Source organism: Micromonospora sp. LOL_023, from assembly GCF_048060115.1.
Lineage (GTDB): Bacteria > Actinomycetota > Actinomycetes > Mycobacteriales > Micromonosporaceae > Micromonospora_E.
Window position 1 is genome coordinate 1 of the sequence record NZ_JBHMIM010000058.1, and the last position, 16,398, is coordinate 16,398.

A 16,398-nucleotide genomic window follows, 5' to 3' on the forward strand; every position below is an offset into this window, starting at 1 on the left:
CAACTCGCCTCGTGTCCGGTTCTCAACACGGACAGAACCTCTCAAGCCGGAACAACGCCGGGGCCGTGACTGTCAGCCGGGACGTTGAGGTGCCTGCGGGCGCTGTCTCGGCCAAACTTTTTTCCGGTCCGGCCAGCGGCCGCCATCCTCGCCGCTGTAGTGTTCCTCGGCGCACTGGCTGCCTGGTTCGGCACGGTCAAGACACCGTTACCACAGGCAGCAGGGCAGGACAGCGCGATCATTCCGTTGTGGCGGTTGCTCGTCGTGGGCGCCGCGGTCCTACCGGTCATCGGGCTGACCAGTCCACTCGCTGATCTGGAGCTGACAGCCACCCGACGGCTACGGTCCATGGAGCGGTTCTACCTCGCCGGGTTGAGTTTCAGCTCCGCAGTGATCTTCCTGGGCATCTCCGCACTGACCACGCCGCCGGCCGTCGTTGCGATCATGGCGCGGGGGTGGATCGCATGGTTCGGCCTGGCGCTGCTCGCCGGAGCGGTCCTCGGCTGGCGGCTGGCCTGGACGCTGCCCTCGGTCGTAGCCGTCGTCCTGTGGTACTGGGGGTTCGGCGGCAACGGTCAGTACCGGTGGTGGGAGTTCAGCGCCCGGTCGTACGACGATGTGCCCAGCCTCGTGCTCAGCGCCGCGCTGCTGGGTGTCGGGCTGGCCGCCTACGCCGCGACCCCGTGGCGCAGGCGGCGGTTGCGGTTCTGGCGATAGCCACGAAGGCTACGAGCCCGGCGCGGTGGCCTTGAGGGTGGTGAGGAAGCCGGTCCAGGCGGCCGGGTCGAAGGCGAGCGCCGGGCCGCTGACGGACTTGGAGTCGCGTACGCCGATGGTGTCGGCACTGAGGCGGACCTCGACGCAGGCGGCGTTGCTGGCGCTGCGGGAGGACTTGAACCAGTCACGGGTGGGGGTGTGCTCGGTCATCTCATCTCCTGGGCGACCTGGCGGATCAGGGCGAGGGACTCCTCGAAGCTTAACGCCCGCTCCAGCGTCTCACCGAAGGTGATCGTGTAGTCGGCGACCCGGGTGGACTGGTCGATGATGTCGCTGGAGGTCAGCACCTCCTGCCAGACCAGGTCCGGCACCCGGGCCGATGGGAACGACAGGATCACGAACGGCGCGCCGAGCGCCGGGTAGGCACCGGCCGAGAACGGCATGATTCGAATCTGCATCTGCTCCGGGTGCCGGGTCATCAGGTCCGTCAGGTGATCGAGTTGGGCGCGCATCACCTCGGGGCCGCCGACCTGCTGCCGGATCGCACCTTCACCGACAATCGCGGTGATCCGCAGTGGTGGGTCCTCGGCGAGCCGGCGCTGGCGGGCCAGTCGCACCTCGATGCGTTGCTCGGTCTCGGTGAGCCGGACGTAGGTGTTGCCGCCGCGCAGGATCGCGCGGGCGTACGCCTCGGTCTGCAGCAGTCCGTCGATCAGCTCGCTCTGGTAGGTGCGGACGTGGTCGGCGCCGGCTTCGTAACCGAGGAAGCGCAGGAACTCGGCGGGAAAGAGCTGCTTGTACGTGTGCCACCAGGCGCGGGCCATCGCCCCGATCCGCAGCGCTTCCAGCTCGGTGGCTTCCTGGTCGTCGATCTCGTAGATCTTGACGAGTTGGGCGAGGCGGTCGGCGGGCAGCTTGACCTTGCCGATCTCTACACCGGAGACGTACGCCTGGGTGATGCCGCTGCTGCGGCCGACGCCGACGGCGGTCATGCCCAGCTCCTCGCGGCGTTCGCGCAGTCGGATGCCGAGCTCCATGGCCTGCACGGTGGGCGACATGGCGGGGTTGGCAGGTGCCTTGCGGGTCCTCGGTGCGCGTGCCATCGGTGGCCTCCCTCTCGATTGAATGGTGACCACGACATCACACCAGGTGATCATGAACAACACAAGGGGTTGATATAAGCGAGTTCTAGCGCAATGCTTCGTTCACCTCAGCATCCAAACAATGATCATGGAGGACACAGTGGCCGGACAACTGAGCTGGGTGGACGGTGAGCAGCCCGAACGGCACGGATTCTCGCTGTGCCGGGTGATCGACCCCGGCACCGCCAACGAACGCTACGACCTGCTCGGCGTCATCGAAATCCCGCTCGACCAGCGCCACCCCGACCGCGTCGCCGACCAGCTCCACCCGTGGGCGGTCGCCACCCTGCGGGCCGGCGGGTACGGCTTCGGCCACTACCTCGCCGAGCTGACCGGCCTCGACAGCAACGGCGAACCGTGGAACCACATCAGCAACGCGCACATCAGCTGGTCAGGCACGACCGTGCTGGTGCCGGCCACCGACTGACCGTCGGCGACCCGGCGACGCTCGGCAGCGACGATTACTCAGCCGCGTCGAGCGCGCGGAGCGCTTCCTCGCGGCTGGGGTAGCCGCAGAGCTCGACGAGGTTACCGGTGGCCGCCACGAAGGCGTCGTGGATGTCGTCGTCGAAGTGGTTGAGCCAGTCGCCGGCTTTGCCCTTGCGGTAGTGGGCGGTCGGGCCGGCCTCCCGGCGCTTCTTACGCATCCGGGAGAAGCCGTGCCGGTCGAGCAGTGCGGTCAACTCGGCTGGGGGGATGGCGATTCCGCAGTGCCGCAGCAGCTGATCGAACTCGTCGACCTGCCGCTCGCCGACGAGGTCCTCGTAGCGGAACACCCGGAAGGTCTCCGCGCCCGGCGTGGCCACCCACGACCGCATCGCGGAGAACTGATTCACCTTCGCGAGGTGGTCGATGACGTACAGCAGGCCTTCCTTGGCCGGTAGCTCCTGCAGGACCTTGCGGTGCGTCAGGACGTCACCCATCGGGGTGTGCGAGCTTCGCAGCGAGAAGTAGCTCGACACGACGACGTCGCGTGGGTCGCGCAGGATGAAGAACGCGCGGTACTTCTCCGGCTTGGGCAGCGCGTCGAACCCGTAGCGGGAGATGAACAACGATGAAACGACCCGGCCGGTGGGAACGGCGTGTGGGTAGCGTCGTCGACTCACCCGCTGATCAAACGGCAACAGCCCAGAGTAGCGATAGACGACCGGGTCGCTGAGCAGAGATTTCACCCACTGGCTGGCCGTCTTGCGGACCGTGCAGTGGTAGACGTTGTCGTACTCGCACCGTGCGACCACCGGGACCGTGAGGCGACTTCTCACGTTCTGCGTTTCCAGCATCGCCCAGCGCGCGGCCACCCGCACCGAATCGGGCGTGTGATGCTTGGCGTACGTCAAGGTCTGGTTGATCAGGGCCGTTTCCTATCCGACAGGGTCCCCTTGGTGAGGCGCCTCAAGGTCACGAAGCGCCTCCTCCCGGGTGGGGTAGCCGCAACGCTGGACAAGGTCACCGGTCGCTTTGACGAACGCTTCGTAGATGTCGTCGTCGAAGTGGTTCAGCCAATCGCCGGCTTCGCCCTTGCGGTAGTGAGAATTCGACCTGTCCTCCAGCCGGGTCTTCCGCATCCGGGAGAAACCGTGCCGCTCGAGCAGTGCCACCAGATCAGGCCGAGGGAGCGCGATCCCGCAGTGCTGCAGCAGCTGATCCACCTCGTCCAGCTGGTGTTCGCCCGTGAGATCCTCGTACCGGAAGATGCGGACAGCTTCCGTGCTGGGCGCGACCACCCACGACCGGAGACAGGAGAAGAGATTGGTCTCGGAAAGATGCTTGATGATGTACAGCATCCCTTCCTTGACCGGCGTTTCCCGGAGGATCTTCCGGTGCTGCAGGATGTCGCCCATCGGCGTGTGGGACCCGCGCAGCGAGAAGTAGCTCGAGACGACGATGTCGCGCGGGTCCCGTTGGATGAAGAAGGCGCGGTACTTCTCCGGCTTGGAGATTGATTCGAAGCGCTTACGGGAGACAAAGAGCGACGAGGCGACGCGGCCGGGCGGGATGGCGTCCGGGTAGCGCCGACGGTGCACCCGCTGGTCGAAGGGCAACAATCCGGAGTGGCGATACACGACCGGGTCACTGAGTAGCGATTTCACCCATTGGCTTGCCGTCTTGCGAACCGTGCAGTGATAGACGTTGTCGTACTCACACCGCGTGGTCACGGGGACCGTCAGCCGGCTTCTCGCATTCCGCGTCTCAAGCATCGTCCATCGCACGGCCACCCGCACCGGACTGGGCGTATGGTGCTTGGCGAAGGTGAAGGTCCGATTAATCAGTGTCTTAGCCCTTGTCTGTGCCCGAAACCGGTAGTACCCACCTCAAGCTGAGATGATGATACACGCGTCCGCGTCGGTCAACCTCTGGACCGAGAGTGAACAATCCATTGCCAGGTGTGTTGCCCGGGTAGCAGACAACGACGGAGGTCCAGATCCGCGTCAGCCACGAACCACCGGAGGCCGACCCCGCTGTAGCGACGGTCCAGGTATAGATCCGCGCCCATCGATGCCAGCCGTACAACCTGTCGAGATGTGAGGGTCGACCCCGCGACGGCCAACGACCCGACAGCGGTCAGACCTCGCCGCGGCGGGCGCGGACCGCCGCGAGCGCCTCGGCGAGGATGGCCTCGCCGTCGGCCTCGCTGCGCCGCTCCTTGACGTACGCCAGGTGTGACTTGTACGGCTCGTTGCGCGGGCGCGCCGGCGGGTTGTGCTGGTCCTGGCCGGCGGGCAGCCCGCAGCGCGGGCACTCCCAGGTTTCCGGCGTCGTGGCGTCGGCGGCCAGGCTGATGTCGACCGCGTGCGCGTTGGCGCACCAGTAGGTGGTCTGCCGGCGGGGTGCGGGTTGCGCCCGCTCCGCCGGTCGGGCCGGGCTGGCACCGACCCGGCTGCCACGGATGGTATTGGTGCTCGCCATAGGGGTCGCTCCTGTCGTCGAGAGGGGGTGTCACCACGGCGGGGCCGGTGGTGCGACGCGGGTGAAGCGGATGCTGCGGAAAAGAAAGCGCGACCCGTATCAACGGGCCGCGCGAAATCTTACGACGGAAAGCGACGAATCACACACCCGCGTTCATCGCGACCTTGAGCCACAGGCCCAGGCCGACGATGCAGGCGAACCACACGATGCCGGCGAGCACGGTGTACCGGTCGAGGTTCTTCTCAGCCACCGAGGATCCGGCCAGGCTGGTGCTCACCCCGCCGCCGAACATGCTGGACATGCCGCCGCCCTTGCCCTTGTGTAGCAGGATCAGCATGGTGAGCATCACGCTCGTGATCACCAGCAACACGATCAATATGTAGGCGAACTCGATCGGCATGGCAGTGGTCAGTCCTCTCGTAACGATCGCCGATTCACCTATCGGGCGAACCGGACAAACCCGAGCCGGCCGACACTCGGGCTCTACAAGGATAGCGGGTTGGCCCGATCCACGCCGACCGGCTCCGGTCGGCTCCGCGACCGGAGGCGGCATGCTCCGCCCGCTGGCGGGTATACCACCCGTAGTGGACAAATGGTTCGCCGGGCCCATCTCCGATGCAGGAGACAGCCGATGAAACGACAGGGACAGCCAGTCGCCGCCGCCACGACCCTGGCGGTACCGTTCACGATCCGCGAGGCCACCCAGGCATGGCACCAGCTGCACGGCCGCCGGGCATGACGACCAGCCGACGCCGCAGACGTCGGGTGGTGGTGGTCGGCGGCGGCCACAACGGCCTGATCGCCGCCTGCTACCTGGCCCGCAGCGGATGGCAGACGCAGGTCCTGGAGCAGTCCGACAAGCTGGGGGGCGGGGCCCGAACCGAGGAACTGTTGCCGGGCTTCCGCTTCGACACCCATTCGGCGGCCCACAACATCCTCAACGCCACCGACATCGTCGACGACCTGCGGCTGCGTGACGCCGGGCTGGTCTACCGCGAGATGGACCCGTTCTCGATCGCGGCGTTCCGCGACGGCACGATCGTCCGGTTCCACCGCAGCGTCGCGGCCACCGTCGAGTCGATCGCCGAGGTCGACCGACTAGCCGCGCAGCGGTACGCGACGTGGATGCGCCAGGCATGGCCGATCGTGTCCGCGATGCGGGCCGCCCTGGATCCCGGCACCGGGATGGTGCAACGGCTCCGGCGGATGCCGGGCCTGATCGCGGCGGGCGGCCGGGCGTTGGCCCGCAACGGCGGGCCGGTCGGGCTGGCCCGTACCCTGCTGGCACCGTACGGTCGGGTGCTGCGGGAACAGTTCGACACCGAGCTGGTGCGGGCGCCGGTGGCAGCGTTCGCCGCGCACGCCTCCGCGTCGCCCGGGCAGGTCGGCGGGGCTACCTTCGCGTTGTGGCAGGCGTTCTACCACCAAGTCGGGCAGTGGCACCCGGTCGGCGGGTCGCAGGCGTTGACCGACGCGCTCACCACCCGGCTCGTCAGCTACGGCGGCAGTTGGCAGGTCAACGCGCCGGTGGCCCGGATCCTGCGTACCGGCACCGGCACCGACCGGGTCACCGGGGTCGAGCTGGACGACGGCACCCAGCTCGCCGCCGACGCGGTACTCACAGCCATCGACCCGCGCACCGCGCTGCTCGACCTACTGGATCCGCCGCTGACCGGCCCGGTTGCGGACCGGCTGCGGGCCGCCGGGAGCGGCAACGCCGTACAGACCCTGGTGCTGCTGGCCACCACCGATCTGCCCGGCTACCCGCAGGCCCGACCGGGCGACTGGAACGGGTTGCAGTCGCACGTCGACAGCCTCGATTCGCTGTCCGCCGGCTTCGCCCAGGCTGAAGCCGGTCACCTGCCCGATGACCCAGTGCCCACGTACGCCTTCACCCCGACCGCGCTGGACGACACCCTTGCCCCACCCGGCCGGCACACCGTCTACCTGGCATGCCCCTGCGCCCCGTACGAGGTGCGGGGTGGCTGGGACGCCGCCCGGGAGGAGTTCGCCGACCGGATGGTCGCCGCCGTCGAGGCCCGGGCACCCGGGTTCGCCGCCAGTGTCGTCGACCGGGTCACCCACACCCCCGCCGACATGGCCCGGCAACTGCGCTGGCCGGGTGCACACCCGATGCATCTGGACATCAGCCTGGACCAGCTCGCGATACTGCGCCCGACCCCGGACCTGGCCGGACACCGCACCCCGCTGGCCGGGCTGGTGGTGTCCGGGGCGGGCACCGCACCGGTCGGTGGCATCGCCGGCCTGCCCGGCCGCGACGCGGCGTACGCCCTGATCAGCCGGCCGCCCGCGCGGGGCGGGCCCGCCGGACGCAGATGGCCCTGACGAACTGGGCGGCTACTGCGCGGCGGCCGGCCCGTAGCGCTAGACCGGTGGCAGCGCCACCGATCACCACCAGGTCGGGTCCGCCGGTCACGGTCTGGCCGCCACCAGCAGGCCGTACCCGATGATCTGTTCGGCGATCGCCGCGCGGGCTGCGGCCAGCACCTCCGGTGCCCGGGTGAAGTCCAGACCGGCCGCCTCGGCCCGGTCCCGGGCGGTCAGCCGGACCAGCGTCAGCCGGGCCTCGATCTGGTCGAGCATGGCGACGACGGCGTCGTCATGGCGTTCGGTGTACGTCACCCGCAGCCCGGCGGCGGCCAGCAGCTCGGCGTACTCGGGCAGCGGGCGGGCGTCGGCGACGCAGGCGATCCAGCCGCCCAGCCCGGCGAGTTCGGCCGGCAACCGGGCCTGGTCGACCGTGACGTCGGTGAGGCCGAGCCGCCCACCGGGCCGCAGCACCCGGACAAACTCGGCGGCCGCAGTGGCCTTGTCAGGGAAGGTGCAGAAGGCACATTCGCAGACCACCGCGTCAAAGGCCGAGTCCGGCGCCGGAAGCCGCTCCGCGTCGCCGAGCCGGAACCGCACCGATCCGCGGGCACCGGCCATCCCGGCCGCGGCCGCCGCCTGCGTCGCGGCGGCCACGTTGGCCGCCGACAGGTCGACGCCGGTCACGTCGGCTTCGTACGAGTGGGCCAGCAGCAGCGCGGTGGCGCCGCGCCCACTGGCCACGTCGAGCACGGCCGCGCCAGGACGCAGCGCGAGCCGGTCGGCGAGCCGCCGGGTCAACGCCAGACCGCCCGGATGGTACGACTCGCCGAGCAGCAACGCGACGACGTCTGAGCCGTACGCGGCGGCGCAGCACGCCTTCGCGTCGATCTTCGCCGCCGCCGCAGCCGCCGCGGGACCGTCCACCGGCCAGGCCCGGCCGGTCACCGAACCCGCCGGCCGACGTTGGTGGTGTCCGGGGCGATCCGGCCGTTGCCGGGGCGTCCACCGGGTCTGGCCACCTTCGATCCGTACGGCGAATCGGTCAGCACCGGCTGCAGCGGCACCGCGTTGGGCACCACGTCGGCGACCGCGACGCCGGACAGCTGCTCGCGGACCTGTTCCCGGTAGCCGACCGAGTTGTACGCGCAGAACGGGATCATCCGTCCGTCCGGGGTGATCTCCTCGACGCAGCATTTCATCAGCTGTTTGACGTTGAGCGTGTACGGGTCCTGGAAGTCCTGGATGACGATCATGAAGGCCCGGTCGGTGATGTCGGCGACCGCCGCCGGCAGGTTGATCCCGCAGGCGTCGGCGCAGTCCAGCGCCGTCGCGGCAGCCGCCAACTGCTCGCTGGTGGTCTCGGTGCCCATGAACGCCGACGCCGACCACAGCTTCTCCAACGCCTCGCGGATCGCCAGGTCCGGCAGCACCCGGTTGGCGACGTAGTCGAGGTAGTCGGCGACGTTGAGCAGCCGCGGGATCGGCACCACCCCGAAGCCGGGTTCGCCGGGGGTGCCCTCACTCAGCAGGTAGGTGATGGACCGGCAGGTCGGAAAGCAGCACGGCACCGGGAAGAAGTCTGTCGCGGTGAACCAGTCGGGGCGCTGCGCCACGATGCCGTGGATGATGTCGGAGTTGGTCAGCCGGTGCAACGGGTCGAACTCGACGTGCCGTCCGGCGTGGGTGACCGGCTGGAACGACACCGACCGTACGGCGGGGTGCGTCAGCCCGTACTCGATGATCGCGCCGAGTTCATGGTCGTTGAGCCCACGCTCGACGGCAGCGACCAGGGTGACGGTCAGCCCGGCCTCGGCGCAGTTGTCCAGCGCCCGCCGCTTGACCTCGCGCAGGTCGCGGCCGCGGATCTCCCGGTGGGTACGCTCGTCGAAGCCGTCGAACTGCAGGTAGATGTTGATCGCCCGGTCCGGGCTGTGCCGCCGGCCGAGTTCGGCGACGAACCGCTTGTCGGAGGCGAGCCGGATGCCGTTGGTGTTGAGGTTGACCGCCTTGATCGGGCGGGCCTGGGCGGCGTCGACGAACTCCAGGATCTGCTTGTGGATGGTGGGTTCCCCGCCGGAGAACATCACCACTTCGGGCTCGCCTTCGGCGGCGACGAACGTGTCGAGCATCCGCTCGCACTGGTCGAGGGTGATCGAGTAGCCGTCGGGTTGGTGGCCGGAGTCGGCGAAGCAGATCGGGCAGTCCAGGTTGCAGCCGGTGTTGACCTCGATGATGCCGAGGCAGGCGTGCTGTTTGTGCTCGGGGCAGAGCCCGCAGTCGCTGGGGCAGCCGTCGACCACGTCGGTCTGGAACGCCAGCGGGATCGTGCCGGGCTTGTTGAACCGGGCCGAGTCGAGGTACATCTGCGCGTCGCCGTATACCAACGCCTCGAACTGCCCGTGCTCGCGGCAGCGTTTGCGCAGGTAGACCTTGTCTTCGCGGATGTTGACCTGGGCATCGACGACGACCTTGCACACCGGGCAGATCGACTTGGTGTATTCGATGAAGATCTCGTCGCGGTCCTGTTTGGCGGTCATCCGGCTCCCTCGCGGCCCGATGGATCCTCGGGTCACCAGTTCACCATCACCGACCGTAGTCCGGCAAGCACCCGAAGCCGCAGGGCCGACGCCCCGGCCAGTTCTCACCGGCCGGTGACGCCAGCCGGACGCACGTCGATGACGATCAGGGTGATGTTGTCCCGACCGCCCTGGTCGAGGGCCAGGGAGACGAGTCGGTCGGCGGCGTTTCCGGCGCTACCGCCAGAGCCCAGGACTTCCCGCACCGACTCCTGCGGCACGTACGAGCTCAGCCCGTCCGAGCACAGCAGGATCCGGTCGCCCGGCCCGAGGCGCACCGGAATCAGGTCGGGGGATCTGCCGTCCGGACGGCCGTCGAGAAATCGTGTCAACTTCTCCGGCAGGTTGGGCACCGTGCTCGCCCCCGCCACCAGGTGTTGATAGATGTGATCCTCGGTCAGCCGGAGCACGGTGCTCCGGGGCGACACAAGTCAGCCCACCACAGTCGGAACGTCCGGCCGTGGTGGGCTGATCTTGGTGCTAGTTCAACGCAATGACGGAGTCAGCGCTTGACGTGCTCCGGGAAGCGGGCAATCTGCGCGAACTCGTCGGCGTCCAGGCTGGCGCCGCCGATCAGCGCACCGTCGACGTCGACCTCGGCCATGATCGCGGCGATGTTCGCTGCCTTGACCGAGCCGCCGTACAGCACCCGGACCTGGTCGGCGGTGGTCTGGTCGTACAGCTCGGCCAGCCGGGCCCGGATCGCCCCGCAGACCTCCTGCGCGTCGGCCGGGGTGGCGGTCTTGCCGGTGCCGATCGCCCAGACCGGCTCGTACGCGATGACGACCTTGACCACCTGCTCGGCGGTCAGACCCGCGAGCGCCGCGGTCAACTGGTCGTTGCAGTGCGCGACGTGCCCGTTGGCCTCCCGCACGTCGAGACCTTCGCCGACGCACAGGATCGGGGTGATCCCGTTGGCGAGCGCGGCCGCCACCTTGGCCTTGACCACCGAGTCGTCCTCGTTGTGGTACGCCCGCCGCTCCGAGTGGCCGACGGTGACGTACTGGCAGCCCAGCTTGGCCAGCATCGCCCCGGAGATGTCGCCGGTGTAGGCGCCACCGGCGTGTGGCGACAGGTCCTGCGCGCCGTAGCCGATGGCCAGCTTGTCGCCGTCGATCAGCGTCTGCACACTGCGCAGCGCGGTGAACGGCGGCAGCACCGCCACCTCGACGTCGGTCAGCTGCTGCTCGTTCAGGCTGAACGCCAGCTTCTGGACCAGCGCGATGGCTTCCAGGTGGTTGAGGTTCATCTTCCAGTTGCCGGCCATCAGCGGCCGGCGGGCAACGGTCTCAGACACTGCTCTCACTTCTCCAGGGCGGCGATGCCGGGCAGGGTCTTGCCCTCCAGGTACTCCAGCGAGGCGCCCCCGCCGGTCGAGATGTGCCCGAAGGCGGACTCGTCGAGGCCGAGGGTGCGCACCGCGGCCGCCGAGTCGCCGCCGCCGACGACGGTGAAGCCGTCGACCTTGGTGATCGCCTCGGCGACACCCCGGGTGCCGGCGGCGAACGGTGCCAGCTCGAACACGCCCATCGGGCCGTTCCAGAACACCGTCCGGGCCCCGGTGAGGGCCTCGGCGAACGCCACGACGCTGCGCGGGCCAATGTCCAGGCCGAGCCGGTCGGCGGGGATCGCGGCGGCGTCGACCACGTCGTGGTCGGCGTCGGCGGCGAACGCGGTGGCAGCCACCACGTCCACCGGCAGCACGATCTTGCCGGCGGCCCGCTCCAGCAGGTCACGGCAGGTGTCGACCATGTCGGCCTCCAGCAGCGACCTGCCGACCTCGTGGCCCTGGGCCTTGAGGAAGGTGAAGCACATGCCGCCGCCGACCAGCAGCCGGTCGACGGTGGGCAGCAGCGCCTCGATCACGGCGAGCTTGTCGGAGACCTTCGACCCGCCGAGCACCACCACGTACGGCCGCTCCGGCGCGCCGGTCAGCTTGCCGAGCACCTCGACCTCGCGGTGCACCAGCCGGCCGGCGACGTGCGGCAGCCGCGCCGGCACGTCGTAGACGCTGGCGTGCTTGCGGTGCACGGCACCGAACGCGTCGTCGACGTACGCGTCGGCGAACGCCGCCAACTGGTCGGCGAAGGCGCCCCGCTCGTCGGCGTCCTTGCTGGTCTCCCCCGGGTTGAACCGCAGGTTCTCCAGCAGGGCGACCTGTCCGGCGCCCAGCCCGGCGACGGTGGCCTGCGCCGAGTCACCGACGGTGTCGGTGGCGAAGGCGACCGGTGAGCCGAGCAGCTCACCGAGGCGGGTGGCGACCGGCGCCAGGGTGTACTTCGGGTCCGGCGCACCCTTGGGCCGACCCAGGTGTGAGCAGACCACCACAGCCGCACCGGCGTCGCGCAGCGCGGTCAGGGTGGGCAGCACGGCCCGGATCCGGCCGTCGTCGGCGATGGCCCCCGGGTTGTCCTTCTCGAAGGGGACGTTCAGGTCGGCGCGCAGCAGCACGCGCCGACCTGACACACCCTCGGCGAGAAGATCGTCGAGAGTGGCTACCTGGCTCACAGGGACGCGCCCACCAGCTTGACCAGGTCCACCAGGCGGTTGGAGTAGCCCCACTCGTTGTCGTACCAGCCGACGACCTTGACCTGGTCGCCGATCACCTTGGTCAGCCCGGAGTCGAAGATGCACGACGCCGGGTCGGTGACGATGTCGGACGACACGATCGGGTCCTCGGTGTAGGTGAGGATGCCGGCGAGCGGGCCCTGCGCGGCGGCCTTGACCGCAGCGTTGACCTCGTCGACGGTGGTCTGACGGCCGACGGTGACGGTCAGGTCGGTGGCCGAGCCGGTCGGGATCGGCACCCGCAGCGCGTAGCCGTCCAGCTTGCCCTTGAGCTCCGGCAGCACCAGACCGATCGCCTTGGCGGCCCCGGTCGAGGTCGGCACGATGTTCAGCGCGGCGGCGCGGGCCCGACGCAGGTCGGAGTGCGGGCCGTCCTGCAGGTTCTGGTCCTGGGTGTACGCGTGGATCGTGGTCATCAGACCACGCTCGATGCCGAACGTGTCCTGCAGCACCTTGGCCATCGGCGCCAGGCAGTTGGTGGTGCAGGAGGCGTTCGAGATGATCGTGTGCTTGGCCGGGTCGTACTGGTCGTCGTTGACGCCGAGCACGACGGTGAAGTCCTCGTTCTTGGCCGGAGCCGAGATGATGACCTTCTTGGCGCCGCCGTCGACGTGCGCCTTGGCCTTGGTGGCGTCGGTGAAGAAGCCGGTCGACTCGATCACGATGTCGGCGCCCAGGTCGTTCCAGGGCAGCTTGGCCGGATCCCGCTCGGCCAGCGCCTTGATGGTGTGGCCGCCGACGGTGATCTCGTCGCCGCTGGCCTTCACCTCGTGCGGCAGCCGGCCGAGGATGCTGTCGTACTTGAGCAGGTGCGCGGTCGTCGCGGTGTCGCCCAGGTCGTTGAAGGCGACAATCTGGATGTCCGCGCCGGAGGCGAGCACCGCCCGCGTGAAGTTACGGCCGATCCGGCCGAAGCCGTTGATGCCAACCCGGATGGTCACAGGTCCCATCTCCTCGCTTTTCGCCCGTCCGGGCAGGAGCCGGACGGATTGGTGTGCGCCGACCGCGTGGCGGGCCGGGCGCCGATCAGATGAACTCGGCCGGTCACGCCGCAGCCCTGCGCGGCTCGGGCGGGATACCCGAGGAGGCGGTCGCGGCGGGAGAGCCGGGTGCCGGCCCCGTCGCCGTACACCGCGACCCTATCCGAGAAGCCCGTGCCGCGTTGCGCCGGGGCGTCCGGTCATCCTTGTTCACATCAGGTGTTCATCCGACGAGCATCTCCGCCGTCACCGCATCTTCCGTGTCTGGAATGCCGAGGTCGTGGGCGCGTTTGTCGGCCAAGGCGAGCAGCCTCCGGATCCGGCCGGCGATCGCGTCCTTAGTCAACGGCGGATCAGCCAACGCCCCCAGCTCCTCCAGCGACGCCTGGCGGTGCTCCAACCGCAACCGACCTGCCGAGGTCAGATGCCGCGGCGCGTCGTCGGCGAGGATCTCCAACGCCCTGGTCACCCGGGCGGCGGCGGCCACCGCTGCCCGCGCCGACCGGCGCAGATTCGCGTCGTCGAAGTTGGCCAACCGGTTCGCCGTGGCCCGCACCTCCCGGCGTACCCGCCGCTCCTCCCAGGTCAGCACGCTGGAGTGCGCGCCGACCCGGGTGAGCAGCGCGGCGATCGCGTCACCGTCCTTGACCACGACCCGGTCGACGCCGCGCACCTCCCGCGCCTTGGCGGTGATGCCGAGCCGGCGGGCGGCCCCGACCAGCGCCAGGGCCGACTCCGGGCCCGGACAGGTGATCTCCAACGCGCTCGACCGGCCGGGCTCGGTCAGTGAGCCGTGCGACATGAACGCACCGCGCCACGCCGACACCGCGCAGCAGACGTTCGCCGACACCAGGTGCGGAGGCAGGCCCCGCACCGGGCGACCACGTACGTCCAACAGCCCTGTCTGGCGGGCCAGCGACTCACCGTCCTTGACCACCCGGATGATGAAATGGTTGCCCTTGCGCAGCCCACTGGGGCTGAGCACGTGGATCTCGCTGGGGTAGCCGTACACGTCGGCCACCTCGCGACGCAGTCGGCGGGCCACCGCGTTGGTGTCCAGCTCCGCTTCGACGACGACCCGGCCGGCGACGATGTGCAGCCCGCCGGAGAAGCGCAGCAGCGCCGCCATCTCGGCGCGCCGGCAACACGGCTTGGGTACGTCGACCCGGCTGAGCTCGTCCTTGACGGCAGCGGTCATCGCCATAGTCATTCACCTCACGGGGGCCGGTTTGACGGCGGGTGCCGATACGTACGTGCTTAACGAGCGGAGCCCAGGACAGGCACCAGTGCGGCCCCCAGCGCGACAGGATCGTGCCGAGGGCTGCCGTCGGCGACCGCCAGCGTTGCGAGCGTCAGGCGTGCACCCAGCGATTCTGCCGCACGGGCCACCGGGTCGGGATCACCCACCGCCTTGCCGTCGGCGAGCACCGTGTCGACCCGCAGCTCCGGCAGGTACCAGCTCAACGCGGCGAGATGGTCGGCGACCGACAGACCGAGCGTCTCCTTCTCGGCCGCCAGGTTCAGGGTGACCAGCCGGCGGGCCGGGCTCGCCACGATCTCGGCAGCCAGGTCGGGCACCAGCAGATGCGGGATGACGCTGGTGTACCAGCTTCCCGGTCCGAAGATCAACCAGTCGGCGCGGCGGACCGCCTCGATCGCCGGCCGGCAGGCGGTGGGCGACTTCGGCAGCAACCGCACCGACTCGACCCGCCCCCGGGTGACCGCGACCGCGTGCTGGCCACTGATGGTGGCCACCTCGCGGGGCCGGCGCGGATCACCGCCGCGCACGTCCGCTTCGATCGACACCGGCTCACAGGACATCGGCAGCACCCGCCCGGTCGCGCCGAGCAGCCCGCCGACGTGGTCGAGGGCGACGACCGGGTCGCCGAGCAGCTCCATCAGGCCGCAGAGCACCAGGTTGCCGACCGCGTGCCCGGTGAGCGGGTCGGGGCGGTCGCCGGACGGCGCCTCGCCCGGCACCGGGGCGAACCGGTGCTGGAACAACTCGGCGGTCAACTGGTCGGCCGGCTCCGGCCCGGCCAGCGCGGCGAGCGCCTGACGCAGGTCGCCCGGTGGCAACGCACCCCGATCGGCGCGCAGCCGGCCGCTGGATCCGCCGTCGTCGCCGACGGTCACCACCGCGGTGAGATCCAACTCCAGATCGACACCGGCGTGCCGCAGCCCGCGCAGTGAGGCGGCCAGCCCGTGCCCGCCGCCGAAGGCCACCACGCGAAGTGCGTTCACTCGCGCCCCAGGTCGCGGTGCTGGGCGTTGACCGACAACAGGGCCTGCCGCAGCCGGACGGCGAGTTCCTCGGCGATGGCGACGCTGCGGTGTTTGCCGCCGGTGCAGCCGACCGCCACGGTCAGGTACCGCTTGCCTTCCCGCTCGAACCCGGACGTGGTGGCGCTGATCAGCTCCGCGTAGTTGCGGACGAAGTCGTCGGCGCCGGTCTGGCTGAGAACGTAGCCGCTGACCGACGGCTCCCGGCCGGTGTACTCCCGCAGTTCCGGCACCCAGTAGGGATTGGGCAGGAAACGCGCGTCTATCACGAAGTCGGCGTCCGCTGGCAGTCCGTACTTGAAGCCGAAGGAGAGCACGGTGACCCGCAACCGTCGGGCGTCCTCGCCGCCGAAGAGTTCCTCGACCCGGCGGCGGAGCTGGTTCTCGTTGAGGTGCGAGGTGTCGATGATCACATCGGCCTGGTCACGGGCCTCGGCGAGCAGTTCCCGCTCGGCGGCGATCCCGTCGGCCAGTCGTCCGTCGCCCTGCAACGGATGCGACCGCCGGACGCTTTCGAACCGGCGGATCAGTACGTCGCCGGCGGCGTCGACGAAGACCACCCGGGGCTGGTGGCCGCGCTCCTTGAGGGCCCGGATCGCCCCGACCAGGTCGGTGGAGAAGGCGCGGCTGCGGACGTCGAGCACCATCGCGGTACGCCGGGCCGCGCCGCCGGCCCGCATGGCCAGCTCGGCCATGTCGAGCAGCAGCGCCTGCGGCAGGTTGTCCACCACGTAGTAGCCGACGTTCTCGAGCGCGCGGGCGACGGTGCTGCGACCACCGCCGGAGACGCCGGTCACCACCACCAGCCGGGCTTCGTCCTGCTCGGCGGGGTACTCGGCGGGCTCACCGTCGTGCACCGCGCTACTTGCCAGGTCGTCACCAGCCGCGCCAGCG

General features: G+C 69.7%; 18 protein-coding genes. 3 read left to right on the forward strand and 15 right to left on the reverse strand.

The genetic code is table 11. The features are described 5' to 3' along the window. The first annotated feature begins 159 nt into the window (after window positions 1-159). Window positions 160-717: a hypothetical protein gene (locus ACFHVL_RS25400; protein ID WP_416630952.1), complete on the forward strand. Its 558-nt coding sequence runs from the start codon at window positions 160-162 to the stop codon at window positions 715-717. Window positions 718-726: 9 nt separating this feature from the next. On the opposite strand, the gene ACFHVL_RS25405 is transcribed toward ACFHVL_RS25400, so the two are convergent. Together ACFHVL_RS25405 and ACFHVL_RS25410 are read right to left on the reverse strand one after the other, a co-directional pair. Then, on the reverse strand, window positions 727-927 hold the full coding sequence (locus ACFHVL_RS25405; protein ID WP_416630953.1) for a DUF397 domain-containing protein: 201 nt from the start codon (window positions 925-927) through the stop codon (window positions 727-729). Continuing rightward, on the reverse strand, window positions 924-1,820 hold the full coding sequence (locus ACFHVL_RS25410; protein WP_416630954.1) for a helix-turn-helix domain-containing protein: 897 nt from the start codon (window positions 1,818-1,820) through the stop codon (window positions 924-926). The genes ACFHVL_RS25405 and ACFHVL_RS25410 overlap by 4 nt, the downstream gene beginning before the upstream one ends. A 121-nt stretch (window positions 1,821-1,941) precedes the next feature. On the opposite strand from ACFHVL_RS25410, the gene ACFHVL_RS25415 reads away from it, so the two are divergent. Next, window positions 1,942-2,286, forward strand: coding sequence for a hypothetical protein (locus ACFHVL_RS25415; protein ID WP_416630955.1), 345 nt, complete (start codon window positions 1,942-1,944; stop codon window positions 2,284-2,286). Window positions 2,287-2,320: 34 nt separating this feature from the next. Here the strand turns inward: ACFHVL_RS25415 and ACFHVL_RS25420 are convergent, their stop codons facing one another. The 4 genes from ACFHVL_RS25420 to secG all read right to left on the reverse strand — a co-directional run bounded on the left by ACFHVL_RS25420 (window position 2,321) and on the right by secG (window position 5,166). Then, window positions 2,321-3,211, reverse strand: coding sequence for a sulfotransferase domain-containing protein (locus ACFHVL_RS25420; RefSeq protein WP_416630980.1), 891 nt, complete (start codon window positions 3,209-3,211; stop codon window positions 2,321-2,323). A gap of 9 nt (window positions 3,212-3,220) precedes the next feature. Next, complete coding sequence (locus ACFHVL_RS25425; protein ID WP_416630981.1) at window positions 3,221-4,129, reverse strand: sulfotransferase domain-containing protein; 909 nt, start codon at window positions 4,127-4,129, stop codon at window positions 3,221-3,223. 292 nt (window positions 4,130-4,421) lie between these two features. Continuing rightward, entirely contained in the window at window positions 4,422-4,766 is a 345-nt protein-coding gene (locus ACFHVL_RS25430; RefSeq protein ID WP_416630956.1) for an RNA polymerase-binding protein RbpA, read from the reverse strand. Between the two features lie 139 nt (window positions 4,767-4,905). Continuing rightward, the gene (secG, locus tag ACFHVL_RS25435) at window positions 4,906-5,166 is read right to left on the reverse strand and encodes a preprotein translocase subunit SecG (RefSeq protein WP_416630957.1); all 261 of its coding nucleotides are present in this window, start codon (window positions 5,164-5,166) and stop codon (window positions 4,906-4,908) included. 335 nt (window positions 5,167-5,501) lie between these two features. On the opposite strand from secG, the gene ACFHVL_RS25440 reads away from it, so the two are divergent. Next, window positions 5,502-7,112, forward strand: a complete 1,611-nt coding sequence (locus ACFHVL_RS25440; protein ID WP_416630958.1) for a phytoene desaturase family protein — start codon at window positions 5,502-5,504, stop codon at window positions 7,110-7,112. An 87-nt stretch (window positions 7,113-7,199) separates the two neighbouring features. Here the strand turns inward: ACFHVL_RS25440 and ACFHVL_RS25445 are convergent, their stop codons facing one another. The 9 genes from ACFHVL_RS25445 to rapZ form a co-directional block, all read right to left on the reverse strand. Next, window positions 7,200-7,985 (reverse strand): class I SAM-dependent methyltransferase, encoded by a 786-nt coding sequence (locus ACFHVL_RS25445; RefSeq protein ID WP_416630982.1) that lies wholly within the window; start codon window positions 7,983-7,985, stop codon window positions 7,200-7,202. 53 nt (window positions 7,986-8,038) lie between these two features. Further along, window positions 8,039-9,634: a radical SAM protein gene (locus ACFHVL_RS25450; RefSeq protein WP_416630959.1), complete on the reverse strand. Its 1,596-nt coding sequence runs from the start codon at window positions 9,632-9,634 to the stop codon at window positions 8,039-8,041. Between the two features lie 104 nt (window positions 9,635-9,738). Next, window positions 9,739-10,101, reverse strand: a complete 363-nt coding sequence (locus ACFHVL_RS25455; protein WP_416630960.1) for a PP2C family protein-serine/threonine phosphatase — start codon at window positions 10,099-10,101, stop codon at window positions 9,739-9,741. Between the two features lie 74 nt (window positions 10,102-10,175). Beyond that, on the reverse strand, window positions 10,176-10,940 hold the full coding sequence (gene tpiA, locus ACFHVL_RS25460) for a triose-phosphate isomerase (RefSeq protein WP_416630983.1): 765 nt from the start codon (window positions 10,938-10,940) through the stop codon (window positions 10,176-10,178). Between the two features lie 35 nt (window positions 10,941-10,975). Next, entirely contained in the window at window positions 10,976-12,181 is a 1,206-nt protein-coding gene (locus ACFHVL_RS25465; RefSeq protein ID WP_416630961.1) for a phosphoglycerate kinase, read from the reverse strand. Next, window positions 12,178-13,182: a type I glyceraldehyde-3-phosphate dehydrogenase gene (gene gap, locus ACFHVL_RS25470; protein WP_416630962.1), complete on the reverse strand. Its 1,005-nt coding sequence runs from the start codon at window positions 13,180-13,182 to the stop codon at window positions 12,178-12,180. The genes ACFHVL_RS25465 and gap overlap by 4 nt, the downstream gene beginning before the upstream one ends. 262 nt (window positions 13,183-13,444) lie before the next feature. Further along, on the reverse strand, window positions 13,445-14,425 hold the full coding sequence (whiA, locus tag ACFHVL_RS25475) for a DNA-binding protein WhiA (protein ID WP_326552989.1): 981 nt from the start codon (window positions 14,423-14,425) through the stop codon (window positions 13,445-13,447). A gap of 53 nt (window positions 14,426-14,478) precedes the next feature. Then, a complete protein-coding gene (locus ACFHVL_RS25480; protein WP_416630963.1) occupies window positions 14,479-15,465 on the reverse strand; it encodes a gluconeogenesis factor YvcK family protein in 987 nt (328 codons plus the stop codon). Continuing rightward, entirely contained in the window at window positions 15,462-16,361 is a 900-nt protein-coding gene (gene rapZ, locus ACFHVL_RS25485; protein ID WP_416630984.1) for an RNase adapter RapZ, read from the reverse strand. The genes ACFHVL_RS25480 and rapZ overlap by 4 nt, the downstream gene beginning before the upstream one ends. Between the last annotated feature and the right edge of the window lie 37 nt (window positions 16,362-16,398).